At 61.0% G+C, this 16,339-nt stretch carries 6 protein-coding genes; 1 reads left to right on the top strand and 5 read right to left on the bottom strand.

Going from position 1 to position 16,339, the window contains the following annotated elements:
• The first annotated feature begins 53 nt into the window (after positions 1-53).
• The gene (locus V1294_RS34265; protein ID WP_334503513.1) at positions 54-905 is read left to right on the top strand and encodes a hypothetical protein; all 852 of its coding nucleotides are present in this window, start codon (positions 54-56) and stop codon (positions 903-905) included.
• A gap of 267 nt (positions 906-1,172) precedes the next feature.
• Here V1294_RS34265 and V1294_RS34260 read toward each other — a convergent pair whose 3' ends face one another.
• The 5 genes from V1294_RS34260 to V1294_RS34240 all read right to left on the bottom strand — a co-directional run bounded on the left by V1294_RS34260 (position 1,173) and on the right by V1294_RS34240 (position 16,264).
• A complete protein-coding gene (locus V1294_RS34260) occupies positions 1,173-3,479 on the bottom strand; it encodes an AAA family ATPase (protein WP_334503511.1) in 2,307 nt (768 codons plus the stop codon).
• A gap of 69 nt (positions 3,480-3,548) precedes the next feature.
• Positions 3,549-4,814: an exonuclease domain-containing protein gene (locus tag V1294_RS34255; RefSeq protein WP_334503509.1), complete on the bottom strand. Its 1,266-nt coding sequence runs from the start codon at positions 4,812-4,814 to the stop codon at positions 3,549-3,551.
• Between the two features lie 356 nt (positions 4,815-5,170).
• On the bottom strand, positions 5,171-11,161 hold the full coding sequence (locus tag V1294_RS34250; protein WP_334503507.1) for a DUF3320 domain-containing protein: 5,991 nt from the start codon (positions 11,159-11,161) through the stop codon (positions 5,171-5,173).
• Positions 11,162-11,479: 318 nt separating this feature from the next.
• On the bottom strand, positions 11,480-12,793 hold the full coding sequence (locus V1294_RS34245) for a DUF2130 domain-containing protein (protein WP_334503505.1): 1,314 nt from the start codon (positions 12,791-12,793) through the stop codon (positions 11,480-11,482).
• Between the two features lie 147 nt (positions 12,794-12,940).
• A complete protein-coding gene (locus V1294_RS34240) occupies positions 12,941-16,264 on the bottom strand; it encodes a TM0106 family RecB-like putative nuclease (protein ID WP_334503503.1) in 3,324 nt (1,107 codons plus the stop codon).
• Positions 16,265-16,339 lie beyond the last annotated feature (75 nt).

Genomic DNA, 16,339 nt, shown 5'->3' with positions numbered 1-16,339 from the left:
GTGGAGACGCGCAAGCGGGGCCGGTCGTTTTTGAAGGCGTTTGTGAGGTTCCAGTGACCGACACCATCGAAAGCGAGGAGGACAACGTGCTCCGGCCCTTCGCCGACCTAATCGGGCAGGAATTCATCGAATTCCTGTTCGACGCCGCGCCGCGGAAGGTCGTCTCGAGGATCGCGAAGGCGCTCGATCACTTCATCAAAGCAACCCAACTGCGCGGAATTGACGACGAGATGGGAGCGATTAGATGCATCGCCGCCGAAGAGGAACTCGTCGTCGCGATCTTCGAGTGGCTCAAGTTGAATTCGGATCGACTGCCGGCGCACGGCGATTTCATCGGAAAATACAAGAATCATCGCGTAAAGCTGGCCTTCTATCCGGTCCTGTCGCAGTTCAGGTTCGTGCTGGGCGACATGATCTCTCACGGCATCACGTTTCCCGGGTTTGAAGAGGTCCTGCTCATGAGGATCGAACCTTCGATCGTGGACGGCCGCCTCGTCCTTCGGCTTGGCCGGGAAGAGCGCGGCGGGACGAACGCCTCGATCCCATTCAATCCGTTGGACGTATCGGTATCTCGCGAAGATCTCGATCATGAAGAGATAGTCGAGGAGCTCTACCGAGATTTTGAAAATGAAGTGCGCGAGCAGAGTGGCATGACCGTCCGCGAATTCGTAACCGCTAGGGCGGAGTTTCGCAATTTGCTCCTGTATGCCGGAGACGGCGGACATCTCGGAATGAACGAGAGCCTTTCGGAACTGATGTCATCGCAGTTCTCGAAGGCGTATCGGGACTTGCTGTGGACGCTCTGCCTGCTCGTCGGCAACGCGCCGTCGAACAAGGGCTGGGGGTTAGTGAGCCAGTTCATTGATCTCTATCGACGGGTGCTCGTCGAGGCAAAACTGGTATAACTTGCCAACCTGGCCCCTCCCAGGGGGACCATCGAACAGCGCTTCGACGGATTCGTCCGATCGTTCAGGAATTTTGCGAGGCAAATCACCGCGACCTGGCCCCGGAATTTGCGGATTTCATTTCGGCCAAGCGCAACCTTTGAGGTAGCAATCCTCGGCGTGGGCAAGTGATTACCAGAAAAAATGTTGTCAGGGCCCTCGGTCCAACGGCGCATCCTACCTGCCAGAGCGGTCGTAGCATCAGGTAATGGTTCGTGCCGCTAGGCTTTACCGGCAAAGTCGGCGCAAGCCAGCGAGATGCGTTGGGTCGACGATATCCATCATCCCGATAAGGGCTGTCGCGGCTGTCTTGCTCTCCTCCAGCGTCATGGATGAAAAGCTGATGAGATCATCGAGGTTGTCGGAGTGAGACTCAAGTTGGACCAGCCGCTCCAGCGCCGACACCCGTTCGGTGTCAAGTGCGGTGTGGTCCTTGCGTAACTGTCCCATCTTTGAACCGAATCCGGCGCTGCCGGGGCATCGAAACGCGAGAAATACGTCAAGCACGCGCCGCAACACGTTCGGCATCATGTAGGCGTACTCGTAGTCGGGATCGCTACTAGCGTCGAACTTAAGCACGTGATCGAAAAGGTAGTGGTACTCGGAATCGTATTCACGCAACAATTTTGACATCTCGATGATCGAAGTCGACCGCTGGTCCGTTCCTTTCGGTATTTTCACATCTAAGAACAGCAGGGCCGCAGTTGGCGCAATCGCCTCGTTGCGCGGCCTGTGCAAGTTTTTCCAAGCCTTCTTAAACTCATTCATGCAGTTTTGGTTGTGCGTAAGCACGAACATCTGGGCCGCATTCGCGAGCCGGCTGAGGACCAGCGAACAAGCGTAATTGAGCGCCCTACTGTCCAGGCTCGAGATCGGGTCGTCGATAACCACGATGCGATCCCGGATCGACCGTCCCTCCGCCTCCAAGGTCGAAAGGAAATAGCACAGCGCGATCGCGGTCTTCTCACCTTCGCTAGGGCTCCCCTCGATCGGCTTGTCGCGCCGCCGGATTACATAACCCTCTTCGACGCTCAGAATGGAAAGTTCCTTATGGCCCAAGTACGCCGCAATCAGTTGGTTGATTTTCTCAGCCGCGCGACCGTGCTCCCTGATACGCGCCCTCAGATCTAAGGCTTGGTCCTGAAGATCCTGAAGTGCCCGTGCGGCCGCATCCCTTTCGTCCTCGGCTGAGGCCACGCCGATCGTTGCACCTTTGTATTCGTCATGCTTGTCTGCTAGATGGTGGCGTCGAAGCGCGAGGCGTGCATCAGTTTGACGCTGCACGAAGCCGGCCGTGGCCTCATTATGCTGTCTGATGATGCGATTGACGCTCAAAGTCGCTTCGTCGAGGCCGTCAAGCACTTTTCGAGACTTACTAGAGCCATGCCATGCGAGATCATCGTCTGCCAGCTTCGCCGTCGGTCGCGCGAGTTTGGCGTCTATCGTCGCAATCGCTGGATCGAGGAACGTTTCGCGAATACCTTTGAGACCGTTCTTCAGCTGCTCCATTGCGCTTTCGTAGGAACTTCGCAGATCTGCCGAAACTTCTTTCGCCGCGGGCAGGTCGTCGGCCGCAAGCAGGCAGCTTTGCTTTGCCCCTTCCATTACACTCTTGCTCCGCTCCAGCCCGTCGACATAAAGTTGAAACCCCTCATCGAGCGCCCGTTCCAAACGCTGCTTGCGCGTAGCCGTCAGTTCTCCCCCGCAGAGCAGGCAGGCATCGAGCCCATGGTCGATGTGGTAAGTGCTCCCTTCTTTCACCCATATCAACATGTCCGGATGATTTTCGAGTTCGGCAATGATTGAGACGGAAGGCGTATGCACCGCAAGCTCGCCGGCGGCTTTCAATGCGCCCGCAATCCCCTCTATCCCGAATGCGATCTCATCGAGCTGCGGCATGGGTGCTTCCAGCCGGCAGACTTCGCGCTCTGCAGCCAGCGCTTCATCATCAAGTGTTGCATCCTCACCGAGATCGAGATTGGTATAATCGGCGGTCAGCTGCGGCGCCTCGTATTTGCGGCTCGCTTGCCGAAGCTCATTAGAAATAGCTTTTGCATGCTGACGCTTGAAGGTCGTCAATTGCTGCTCTTTCGCGCGCAATAGCCGATCCGCCGCTGACTTACGTTCGTTTGCAAGCGGGATTTCCGTTTCAGCTTTGGCGAGCTCCGCCGCCAATTCGGCCTGCTCCCGGCCGATGTAAAACACCGGTTTGGCTCGTCCAGTCGACCACTGAAGGTTTTCCTCGATGAAGTCCTCGTTAAAGACCGCAATGTGTCCGCTAAGAATATTGCTGGCTCCAGCGCAAACGGTCGCGTTGGTGTCGGTAACAAACTCAAATTCGCAACCACTGGGAAGGCGGCCCACCGTCACGTCGGCCTGCAATGTGGCAAAGCAGCGCGACAAGGTGCTCTTGCCGGAACCATTGAAGCCATAGATCAGATTGAAGCGCTTGAACCCAATACTGGGAGACTTCTGGTTCCGCTCGGCCAGCACGCCGGCATTAAAAAGCTTGGCAATATTAACAATAAGCATCATATGGCCGGCCCAGTTGTGAACCGCTCTTCCGAAATGAATTGCTTTGACTGGTGAGGCTCCTTCTTGGCATCAGGTAGTTAGGCGCGACTTGGCTTTTTGCAGCCTGAGTAACAATTCCCCCGGCCCAACACCCGGAGCATGCCGCTGCTGTGCAAATCTCTCTAGGATTCCAATCTCTGCATGTGGAGCGTCGAGCTTCCGGTAGATTATTGCAGCCTGCTCGTAATACCAGGGCGCAACTCCGCATTTTTGTTCAACGCTTACCCGCTCCTGCGACTCTATCTCGGCCAGTAGGAGGTCAAGTGCTGCTGAATAGTCGCCGGACCGCTTCAGCAGCTTTATCCGCTCAACCAAATCGTTAATCCGGCTTGCTTCGGGTGCAAGTTCAATAACGAGTTCTCGGATTCTGCTCGAGTCAGACGGTGGGGAGACGGTCTCAGGATGCGTCAACGTCGCTTCGTCAAAAGCAGCTTGTCCGACCATCAACATGAAGTCACTTTCGCCCACAATTCGAATCGGGACGCCAGCATCGATCATTTGCTCAGCTTTGCGGTGCTTCGAACTTTTCTCGTTTCCCTTGGTGCGACGCAAGTCTTGGTCGCCTACGACCAAAATGGTCGTGCGCTTGTTAATGCTGTCGGCGACATCGCAGCCCATGCCGGCCGCTGCCTTGGCAGCTACGCCGCGAGGAATTTCTAGCTTTCCAGTAAACACGACGGTTTCCCCAGCCAGCACCCCTGATGGGTCGCCGGCACTCGCAGATCGCCGCGGGTCTCGGCCGGATATCGTCAAGTCTACCCGCTTCAGCCAATCTTCCAGTCCGTAGCCGGTATCGGCGATCGCGCGCAGCATCAAGAGCCCAGCGGCGCGGGCATCTTCAGCTGCGTCATGATGGGCAAAGCTGATTTCGAATTCGGAAGCGAGACGGGCAATTCCGTAGCCGCCGCCGTCGTTCAAGAGAGGCCAAGCGCGGCGCGCCACTCGCAAGCTATCCAACCAAATACCTGGAAGCGGCCCAGCCCCGTATTTGGCTGCGGCACGCGCCATTGCTGTCCTATCGAAGTGACTGTGATGTATGACTACAACGTCAGACAATGAGGCGCTTATCGCAGGAAAGACCTGCGCCATCGTTGGCTTCCCGGCGACGTCTTCTGGACGGATTCCGTGAATTCCGATGTTTAGCGCGTCGAACTCATCTTCGGGATTGACAAGAATTGTCAGTGATTTGAATACGGCACCCGATCGAAAGTGAACGAGCCCGATTGAGCAAATACTAGCAAAGTCAGCATTTGCAGTCTCTACGTCGAGCGCAATGAAATCAGTTACCTCTGACACCTTAGCGGTCCCCCGGCCCACTCGTATCATTCCGCAACTAGTGAGCGAGAGCAAGGCCAGCCTGGGCCGCATCCCGGGTACGGGTGTGTCAACCTCACATATTTCGATTTGCGACTATCGGATTGGGGGGGCTGCGTAGGGGTTTAAGCGCCAGAAGGACTCGTCCTCGTTCAATCCACTTTGATAGAGCGTCGCCGGAGAGGGGCCCTGACACCGAGCTACCAGGCCAAAGCCGTTCGGTCCGTGTGTCAGGGGGACAACTTGAGGCGCGCACGAACTAAGTTAGTGTGGCTCGCTCGCGCTCCCGGTGGGTGGTTTCTTCTTCAAATAATTCGGACTGGGATGCCGGCTCTTGCTCAGTCCTCATTAGACATTATAGCCGCCTCGAAGCGCTGACGCGTGGAGATCGCGAGCCGGCCCAGTCCGAAATGCTCCTGCATGCCGCGGATCAGGTCTTCATTCTCCTCCAGGCCCTGTGTACGAAGGAAATCGGCAAGGCTCGCCAGTTCGGGCAACGGTACGTCGCCGTGCTCACGGCCGCCGGCGCGGCGATAGGGCGATTTGGCGCCGGGCGAGGTGTTTTGCGGCCAGATGATCTCGCGATCGCCGTCCCGGGTTGCGGGGAAGCGGCCTCGTCCGAGCGCCGCCCGGACGATCCGCTGCACGGTTTCGCCCGAACGTTGGAAGCTATGAGCGCGGGCGATGCGGTCGATCAAAACGTCGAAATAGATCGGTCCTTCGATTTCGATCACATGGTCAATCATGTTGCGGATATTGCCGCGGTAGGCAGTGTCGTAGAAGCGTTCGCGGTCCGGCGCGGCGACTGTGCTCGGGTCGGCCTTAGTGTAGGTACCAGGCATCGCGGCAGGGGCCGCTACAGCCGGCGTCGGTCCGCGCGCGTACATCCTCGGCTCCTCGACGAGTTCGCGGTCGTTCGCCGGATCAGGGACAACCTGTGGCAAGTGTTGCGGTTCGTGCTCGATTGCCACAATAGGGCTCAGCGGTTGGTCGGAGGGGATGCCTTGAGCCTCCTCCGGCGGATTTTCAGCGCTGGCCGGGGTCATCTCCTCCCTGGCTATCGACGCGTCAGTATCGGTGGCCTCGTCGGGGGAGGCGGCCGGAGGCCGCGATGCGCGGTCGGCTTCGAGATCGGCGCTCAGGCGCGAATGGATCTTATCCGCCGCCGACGAGGCGTCCATCCACCACTCGGTGCTCCAGATGCGCCGGATACGCCAGCCGAGGCTGGTCAGGATCATCTCGCGCAGGCGATCGCGATCCCGGGCCGTCGCTGAGCGGTGATAGGTGGCGCCGTCGCATTCGACGCCGGCGAGATAGCGGCCTGGAAAGTCGGGGTGCACGACACCAAGATCAATCCGGAAAAACGACACCCCCACCTGGGGGTGAACTTCCCACCCGCGCCTCTGCAGCGCGCCCATCACCGCATCCTCAAAGGGCGATTCCGTTTCGCGACCCGTCGGAGAGAAGGCCTCGGCGATGGCGCGCGCGCCGTGCTCGGCGAATTCCAGGAAGTGCTTGAAGTCGACCACGCCCTTGGCGCTGGTGCGCCCGAGGTCGATCTGTTCTGGACGCAGCGTCGCGAACACAAGAAGTTCGCTGCGCGCACGGGTGACTGCCACGTTGAGCCGGCGGTGGCCGCCCTCGCTGTTGAGCGAGGAGATCTGCGCGGTAACGCGGCCGGTCTTGTCGGGGCCGACGGCCACCGAAAAGATGATTATGTCGCGTTCGTCGCCCTGAACATTCTCGATGTTCTTGACGAGGATCGGTTCGGGGGTCTGGTTTCGGTCGAAATGGGGCTCCAGCGCCGGATCGCTACGTCGCGCCTGGTCGAGCATGTTCTCGATCAGCCGCTGCTGGTCCCCATTGAAGGTGACGACGCCGATCGATTTGGTTGACGTCTTCAGGCGCCGGACTACCTCGGCAACCACGGCCTCGGCTTCCTTACGGTTTACCTTCGCGCCGCCGCGTTCGTAGATACCGCCCTCGACGTGGACGTAGCGGACCGCAGTGTCGCGGGTCACCGGCGACGGGAAGGTCATCAGTTCGCCGCGGTAGTATTTCGCATTCGAAAACGCGATCAGGCTTTCGTGGCGACTGCGATAGTGCCAGGACAGTCGCATGCTCGGGATGTTCGAGGCGAGGCATTCGTCGAGAATGCTCTGTTGGCTCTGCACGGTTGAACCGTCGTCCTCCTCGTCGTCGACGCCGCGCTGGCCGACGCTGGTCGGCGGAAGCTGTTCCGGATCGCCCACGACGATCACTTGGCTGCCGCGCGCGATGGCGCCGATGGCGTCCCAGACGGGGATTTGCGAAGCCTCGTCGAAGATTACGACGTCGAACGGTTTCGCCTCTGCCGGAAGGTATTGCGCGATTGAAAGCGGGCTCATCATGATGCACGGCGCGAGCCGGGTCATGACGTTCGGAATTCGTCCGAAGAGCTGGCGCAGCGGCATGTGCCGTGCCTTCTTGTTGATCTCGCGCGCCAGCGTGCCCCATTCCGGATCCTTGCCGAAATTGGTCTGGGTCGGTACCGAAGTGCCGATCCGCGCCTTGACGATCTGCCTGGCGAGTTCGCAGATCTTCTTGTCGGCGGCGACGAAGGCCTCGATGGCAGCCTCGTGCCTCTCGGCGAGGAAGCCGCTCAAAACCTCGTCCTCGTTGACGATGGTCTCCGCGACCCAGCGCGCATAGGCGTAGTCGAACGCACCGACGAGTTCGTCGCGCGTAACGCGGCCGTCCTCGACGGCATCCACCAGCGGGGAAAGTCCGGCGGCCCGCGTCGTCTTCGCCGCCGCCCGCCATGTCGCCCATTGCGGCGCCTTGATGATGTTGGCCTTCCAGCGCGCCGCCCGTTCTTGCAACGCATCGATCCAGCCGGGCTCCAGCCGAATGATCTCTTCCGGGCGATCGAGGCCAATGCAAGCACCGACATCCTTGGCTGCCTGATGCATGGCCGGGAAGGCCTGGTGCATGGCGTCGAACGCCCTGCGTACCTGGCCGCCGGAACGGAAGCGCGAGATGTCATGGGCGAGGAGGCCGGCGACGTGGGCGGTTATCCGTTCCGGCGGCACGTCGTCGACCTGGAAGGCGTCGACCGCGGTTTGCAGGTCCTGAGCCCATTTGATCAGGGCCGCGATGCGTGCCGGGTCGCTATCCAGCCCCCGCCACAACCGTTCGATGCCGCGGAAATGCGGCCTGAGCGCTTCCAGTCCGCGAAGCAGATCGCAAAGGTCTTGCAGGACGATGAGGTCGCGTCCGATCTCGTCGGGTACCTCGCCGGGGCAGTAGGGCTGCAGATGGAGACGTACCTTTTTCTTGCGGCCGCTGCGCACCAGCACGTTGGATGCGCAGGCTTCGGTCCATTCCCGCTGCAGGGCCGATAGGTCGAGCAGCGCTGCCTTGAGATCGTATTCGGCAGACAGTTCGGGCGCCTTGTCGCGGATGCGGCCGACCACATCGGCCAGGGCAGTCAGCGCGCGGATACGGTGGGGAGCCTCTTCGTTGAGCAGCAGCACGCCATCTGCGGCATCCGGGTTCAGCATCAGCGCGACGAGCTTGACGAGTTGCGGCAATGAGCTGTCGTCGGTGACCTCGTTCAGTCCAAGGGAGGTGACGAGCGCGTCCGCCGCCTCGCGCATTTGCTGCAGCGTGGCCTGCAGCCGATCGATCGCCTGCTGCAGAGCTTGCGCCCAGGCAGGATTCCAGCGGGTTTGGTCGATACCCTGCAACGGGTGGACCGACGGGTCGCCGACCGCCTCCAATGCGGTGCGGATGTCCGTGCAACTCTCCCGCATCCGGGCAAGCTGGTCCGGCGAATGCACCGTTCCGGCCGGCCAAGTCAGCTCGATGTCGGCGAGGCGGTTTCGATCCGCGACCACACGCCCGAAGGCCTCGTAGGCCGTCATGCCGTTCGCGCGCCTGCGGTGCAGGGCCGAGACCAGCCTGTTCAACTGATCGCGCCTCTTCTTCAGCTCGCCGGCGGCCGTTGACCAGTGCTCTTCAGTGACCAGATTGCGCTCGCGCCAGGCGGTCGCGAGTTGCTCCAGCACGCTCGACTTCTGGGCCTTGGTCGAGTGCACCTCAAGACAGTAGTTGCCTAGTCCGATGGCCTGCATGCGCTGCCTTACGACTTCGAGCGCGGCGGTCTTCTGCGAGACGAACAGCACGGTCTTCTGGTGGGCAAGGCAGTTCGTTATGGCGTTCGCAATCGTCTGGCTCTTTCCGGTGCCGGGCGGGCCGAACAGCACGTAGTCCGCGCCGCGCTGGGCGGCGACGACCGCAGCGATCTGCGAGGAATCGGCCGAGAGCGGTGCGAACAGTTCAGCCGGGTCGACGACCTCGTCGATGGTCCGCGCGTCGATGAAGCCCGCCTCGGAGCCCTCGTAGCTGTGGGTCGGGGTATCGATCAGGTGGCGAACGACCGGATTGCGCTTGAGCAGGTCGGTGCGGTCGACAAGGTCCTTCCACATCAGGTACTTGGTGAAGGACAGCGTCGCAAGCTTGACCTGCTCCGTCACCTCCCAGCCCTTGATGCTCTTGATGTGGCGTCGGACTGTCTTCCAGATCCCAGCGACGTCGATGCCGGTGGCGTCCTGCAGCAGTTCGCCGTCGAATTCCGGCATCGACAGATCGAAGTCCTGCTTCAGCATCTGTAGGAGAGTCGGATTGAAGCGCGCTTCGTCTTCGTGCAGCGCGAGACGGAAGCCCGAGCGCACGCTTTTGCGTTCGAGTTGTACGGGGATCAGGATCAACGGCGCTCGGTACGGCCCGGCACCGTCCTGCGGCGTCCATTTCAGGAAGCCGAGGCATAGATAAAGGATATTTGCGCCGCCCTCCTCGAAAGCAAGCCGCGAAGCCCGGTAGAGATCGGTGAGCCGGCCATCAAGTTCGGCGTCGGCGACGTTGGTGTGCAGGTCGCCCCGCTTCATCGCGTCGAGGATAAAATCCTTGCGCGCCTCCTCGTCCTGACGATCGGCGAGCAGCGTCGTGTCGCGTCCGTCGCTGCCGTCGAGCACGGTGGTTTTGCCGAGCAGCTTGAAGCGGTCGCCGTCGGAAAGCCTATCCTCGAGCATCGCGGGATCGGGGCACTCGATCGCGATGGTAGATTTGGAGTCCTTGAAGTTGAGCAGCCGGTTCTTCAGCGAGAGATCGAGAAGATTGCGCTTCCAGATTTCGAGCCTGTCGAGGTTCTTCTCGGCTACCGGTTCGCGACGCTTGTCGAGATTCTCTTCGAAATGCGGAACTTCGCCGACTTCCTGGGCGGCCGCTGTGGCGGTGACGGGTCGGATCGCCGGCTCCGCTGAGCCCGAGAGGTCGAGCGGACGTATCTTGGCGCTACGCGCGCGGCGCACGTCGATGGCGAGCTCGAACGGCGAGGCGGCATCCTCGGCAATCAGTTTCTTGGCTGCTTCGACCGCCTGCTTGAAGCGCGCCGGGTGCGCGCCTGTCAGCAGCGTGGTCTCGACCACGACCATTTCCTCCAGCTGCACGCGCTTGCGCAACATTTGAGGGTCATCGATGACGAGACCGGAGAAATCCTCGTCGACCAGCCAGATACCAACAAATGCATGGCCTTCGGTCAGGGCAAGGACTGGGTTGAGGCCCGCCTGCTCGAGGCATGAGGCGTAGAGCAGCGTAAGATCGAGGCAGGTACCTACCTTCCGTGACAGGATATCGCTTGGGCCCCGGACCATCTGGCCCGAACGCTCGAAGCTCTTGGGCGGCAGGACGTAGGCGATCGAATGCGACACCAACGCCGCCCAGATCGCGTCGGCGATCTCCCAGGCGCGGGCCTTGGTGCCCTTGCGGTAGCCGTCCATGGCCTCGTCGCGACCGGCGGCGGCAAGTTTGTCGGAACCCTCACGCAGGATGACGTCCACGCTCGGATCGGTCGGTCTGACGAAGGCGGCCAGCAGTTCCGGCGCCGAATTGACGCCGCCCCAGTGCGAGGGCGGCAGCAAGTTGATCTCGATGGCTTGCTCGGCGAGCACGGTCCCGCCAGCTTCGACCCGAATGCGCAGTTCGCCGCGCCGCGAGGCGTTGATGCCGGCGAGAAAGGCGGGATCAAGCTTCAGATCGAGACTGCGAATATGGTGAACTGCCTGGTCCGCGATGCGCTCGATGCGCCAAATCCCCGGCGTGAGAAATGGCGGTTCGGACGTGAGATGGACCGAAATTCCCGCTAGGTCGCTGCCTAGGGCGTTTTCGACTGCGAGGTCCCGGATGATCGGCACGGCATTCTGATAGAACGCGACGTTGATGTTGTCCGCAACCGTACAGGTGACTTTTATCCCTGTAGCCGCATTCTCCAATCGATCTCGCTCCAACATACTCTGCCCCCAAAATAGAACATGCGGCATACACCGTTAAGGTCGGCCCTTGGGCGCCACTACAGGCGTGCATCCTGACGACCGTACAATTACGGGCTTGCCCACTAACTTCTGCCGATTTTTCTCGGGCTGTTATTCACTTGACGCGACTATAGGGTGGTTTGCTCTCGTATTTCGAGCATATTCGGAAGTTCATGCTTCGGAAATTCGGCTAGTGGCGCAGCAGCACACATTCGATTAGAGCGGCGGACGGGGCTTGTTGCGGGACCCAGTCTACTCGCCACTCTCATGACGCGAACAAGGACAGATGTCGGCCGGTCACCCGGCTTTTCGTTCGGCATCGGCCGAGTTCTCCAGCAGCGGCGTATCGAGGCTCGGAATCGCCGGCATCGCCTTGCCGGCAATAGCCTGCAGATCTCCGACCATGCCAACCGTCGATTCTATGACCGCGACAATCTGCGTCTCGCGCTTGGCCCATTGCCGACCCATGAATTTGCGCTCCCTGTCGAGATCCTCGCGCATGTCGTTGAACTTCTCGACAACGGCGTCCACCCGCTGCCGGAATTTCGTGCCGGTCAGGTAGTCGTAGACCTGCTCCATTTTGGTTTGCTGACCTTGCTGCACCAGGCGCGAGCCGTTGACTTCGATGAGTGTTTGACGGAGCGCAACTGCAACCGCCAGGGCGCAGCGCGGGTGGGCGATCCAAACCCCGTCGACCAGGTCGAACTGTTCGACGTGTTTTGGTAACGCCTGCGAGACGATCAGCGCGATATCTGCTCCGCAGCGGCGCTGGTCATCGCGAAGCTTGGCAAGCCAGCCATCGCTCCACGCCTTGGTGCGCTTGGATTCCCAGAGGATGATCCCGGCGGCGTTGCCGATGGAGCCGTTGACCTGCTGGACGACGTCAGCGCCCAGCTCGCCCTTGCCGACGGGCTCGATGAGATCCGTCGGAAAGCGTCCGCGAAGGAGTTGCTCGAGTTCAAGCTCAAGCACCTCGCCCTGCGACTGCTGCGACCCCTGTTCGGCCTTACGCTTCAGCTCCTCAATGGTACGCGCCATGGAATCAATTGTTTGATCCTTCTCCAGCACCCGAAGCCGGGCCCCCTCGTCAGCCTCCTGCTTTGCCTTGGCGCGTATGTCTTCGACAGAAGCTTGCACCCGCTTCTCGATCGTGAGGTCGAGCTCGCGCTTTTCCTCGTCGAGCGCCCGTTGCTTGCGCATTAATTCGGCCTGAGCCTGCTGTGCCTCGGCAAGCTTGGCATTGTTAGCATCCAATGTTCGGCGGAGCTCCGCAGCTTCAGCCACCTTGGTCTGTAGCTCCGCGGCGGTCGCCTCGCGAGCCTTCTTCGCTTCGGCGCTGGCTATTTGGCTGCGCTCGGCCACAAGTCGTTCAGCAACCCTATCTTCAATTTGCTCTCGCGCCTCGGCGAGCTGCTCGCGCTCCCGCCGCACCGCGTCCAATTTCTGAGAGACCTCCGCATCCTTCCTGGCGAGTTGCTGCTGGAAATGGCGACGAGTTTCCTCGATAAGGGGCGCCGCAAGCGACTCGGTCAGCCGAATCTCATGGTTGCAATTCGGACAGTGAAGTGTCGGTTCGTTCGAGGCTTCCGCGGCGGTTGCCTTGAAGTCCATTGTTCCTCTCCTATTCAGCATTCATTGGAGCCTGTTTCTACTTTTAGCCCGCGAACTTCGCCGCTACCCCGATGTATCCCTATTTCTGCTTCCTGGTCGAATGGCGTATCCATTCGCACCAGCTTTTTCCACCGAGAACTCCGAACGTTACACGCGCTTCGCGACCGCCTCGGCGTGCGCGAGCAAGTTCAGCCGCTGCAAATCGTCCGTCCGCAACCAGGACCCCTCAAGCAGCTCGTGGCTGTGAACAACCACGGCAAGACACTGCGCACGGCTGATAGCGACGTTGAAACGATTGCGGTTGAACAGGAACTCCGTCCCGCGAGGCGCGTCTTCACCCCGGGACGTGGTCATGGAAAGGATCGCGACCGCCGCCTGCTGGCCCTGAAACTTGTCCACCGTGCCGATTTTCGTGCCGGCCGGCAGGCGCTGTTTCAGCAGATTGACCTGCATGTTGTAGGGCGCGACGACAAGTATGTCGCCGAGCGTCAAGGGAGTTATCAACGTCGTGCTTCTCTGAACGCGATGGGTCAGCAGATCCTCGACCAGCTTCGCAATGGCCTCGACTTCTTGCAATGACGATTGGGTGCATCCTTCGTGCTTCACGCCTAGGAACGTGATGCCGGCCGGCTGTAGTGCGCGATGGGCACCGGGAGCGAGGACAAGCTTGCGGGCAGCTGCATCGCGGTGAGCGGTGAGGCGGCCGTCATAGATCGCCTCTGATATGAAGGTGCAGAGCGCGGGATGAAGCCGGCGGCTCTCGCTGAGAAGGATTCCCCGGTCGACGGGAACGGTAGCCTTGTCCTGCAACAGGTATTCAAGGCAGGACAGTCCGCTTTCACCGGGATGGACTCCTTGCACCGGCTGGGCGAGCTGCATCTGGTCGCCGACGAGCACGATATTGCGCGCCGCCGGGCCGATGGCGACGAGATTGCCGAGCGAGACTTGTCCCGCCTCATCGACGATAAGATAGTCGAATTGTTGCCGCTGATCTTCGCGGCAGAAATGGAACGCCGTGCCGCCGACAAGCTGAAACTCCCGGCCGACATCGTCGGAGGTCATCACGGTGCGGATGTTGGTGCTGTCGAAATGGGTATCCGGTTCGTCCTGACGCCCCTTCTTGGCGCCGCGGAAGGGAAACTTGAGCGCAGCGGCTGCCGTTTCGATTTCCGCAAGCGTGTTGTTGATGGCCTTGTGCGAGTTCGACGTGACGGCGACTCGATAACCCTTTGCCAGCAACTGAAGCGCGATTTGGGCGGCGCTGTATGTCTTGCCGGTGCCGGGCGGGCCTTGAATGAAGAGATAGCTGTCGTCGAGATCCATGACGGCCCGCATCGCGGCGGAGCTCGGTGATTGACCGGGATGCTGCAGCGGGGCACCAAGCGCGCGGCTTTTCAGCCGCGGCGGACGCCTTTCCAGGAAGTCCATGAGCGCGCCATCGGAAGCAAGGATGCCCGCGGCAAACCGCTCGGCGAAGGCCATAACCGCGGAGGGCAAGCCTCGCTGATCGAGCGGCGCTGATAAGAGGCTGAAGCCCTGCGGATAGCCGCCCGATTTCGCTGCGCGACGAAGTACCGCGACGCCGTCTTCCGGTTCAAGTTTTACGATCTTTCCGGCGTAAGCAAGGGTTGCGGCGATCTTCGGCGTGTTCCCGACGCGCAGCTTCGTATCTTGTGGCGGAAACCGAAACGTCACTTCGATCGACTTCTTGTCGGCAACAGGCGTCAAGTTTGGATCGGGCGAGAGGTCGCCGAGGCTTTCTGCGTCTTCGATCAGTTCCTCTTCCGACCAATTTTGCCGCTCAAAGACGGCCCACCAGCCGGGCTTCTGCGCCCGCTGGTGAAACCAGAGCAGATCGGCGACCAGCTCCCGCAGGCGAGGATCGCCTGAACTGCTCGCACGCACCCGCCGCGCCAGGTCCTGCTTTGCTGCTTCGCGCGCTTTGCGCTCCGCACTCTGCTCGGGTTTATCACGCGCTTCGTCGGCAATGCGATACGTGGCGCCCACGGGGCGCATGCCTTCGAGCCAGTCCCGCAGCTGCATGGTCGAGAAGCAGTCCTCCTTGTTGTAATAGGCAAGGGATTCGAGAATGGTGTTCTCGGCCGTGACGCGCCAACGCTCGTATTCCACAATGCTGTCGGCCGCCGTGGTCACATCGCCGTCCCGCTTGCCGCGGTAAATCTGTTCGAGATCCTTCAGCGAATAGCCTTCGGTCGAGGCGCGGAGCGCTTGACGGGTCACGCGGTAAAGATCGACGAAGCGGCGCTCGTACAGCATGGCATCGAGCTCGGCCTCCATCGTCGCGTACCGCATTGCAAGGCGCTTCAGTGCGGCCGGCTCGTACGCGGCATAATGGTAGATATGGGCGTTGGGATGTCTGGCGAGGTGGTTGACGAAACGCCGCATGAGCGCCTCGAAGGCCACCTTCTCTTCGGTGTGGTTGTGCGCCCAGGAAATATGAAACGTATCCGGCGGCGCGCCGTCGAGCGGCCCGACCACGCCAAAGAGATATTCGAGGCCCTCGTCATAGAGCGCATCCCCTTCGAGGTCGAAGAAGAGGTCACCGACATCGGGCGCGGGCAAGAGATGGAAGCCGCGGCCTGGAACGGCCGGCAGGATCTCGACATGCGGCTTGCCGTCGGAACGTGCGCGCAGCTGAAGCGAGGCCTGTGCTGCGAGCTTCGCGACCGTCTCGGCCCCCATCCCCGCCACCTTCACGTCCGGCTGGATGGCGGCGAGCTCCGCGAGTGTCTTTATGCCCGCTTCCTCAAGCTTGACGACCTGCGCCCCGCTGACGCCCGCGACGAAGAAGGGGCTGTCGGCCGCGCGCCATTCCGCTTCGCAGGTGGGCTTGAAGTCGCACTGCGCGCAGGCGGCGCAAGGTATGGCGCGCGTGACTCGGCCCTCGGTGGCACAAAACGACTCGAAGCGGCGCATGAGGCGCCGCAGAATGTGCCGGCTGCGCGCGAGATCGAGGGATTGCGGCTCGCCGCCGGCGACGTGGAGGGTGCCGCGCGCGACCGGAATGCCGTGCGTTTCGCCCAGGAGTTCGGCGTAGATACCAAGCTGCAGGAGGTGTTCGACCTTGGCTTTGCGGGCGAGCTTGGCGTCCTCCGGCTCATAGACGAAAGCCCCGCCTGTCGCAGGCTTCCGCACCAGAAAATCGGGAAAGCCGATCCAGTGGCCATGGATCAGGGCCGCCTGGTAAATAAGCGGAGCTTGAGCGGCGATGGCTGCACGTGTCGCCGCCTCGCGCTCCACGGCCGGTGCCGACGCGGAAATATGAACGGCCTTCCCATATTGGGCTTCGAGGCGTGCCAGAACCCTGGCTTCATGCTCGAATCCCTTGGTGCGGATAAGCTCGATGGTGGCGTCGGGCGCGGGCGCTTCGGCGCCGGCGAGCCATAGGGCTGCCTGATGCGGGCAGCCGAGATAATCGTTCAGGCGCGAGGGTGAGAGCGGTGTGTTCATGGAGCGAATCAACCAGCGACCTACGACAAAAACGGTCGTAGGCAAAAAATTATTCGGTGGCGGCGGAGTCCGGCA

Source organism: Bradyrhizobium sp. AZCC 1678 (genome assembly GCF_036924765.1).
GTDB lineage: Bacteria > Pseudomonadota > Alphaproteobacteria > Rhizobiales > Xanthobacteraceae > Bradyrhizobium > Bradyrhizobium algeriense.
The sequence above is the reverse complement of the archived record's forward strand: the minus strand, read 5'-3'. Positions and strand labels throughout refer to the sequence as shown.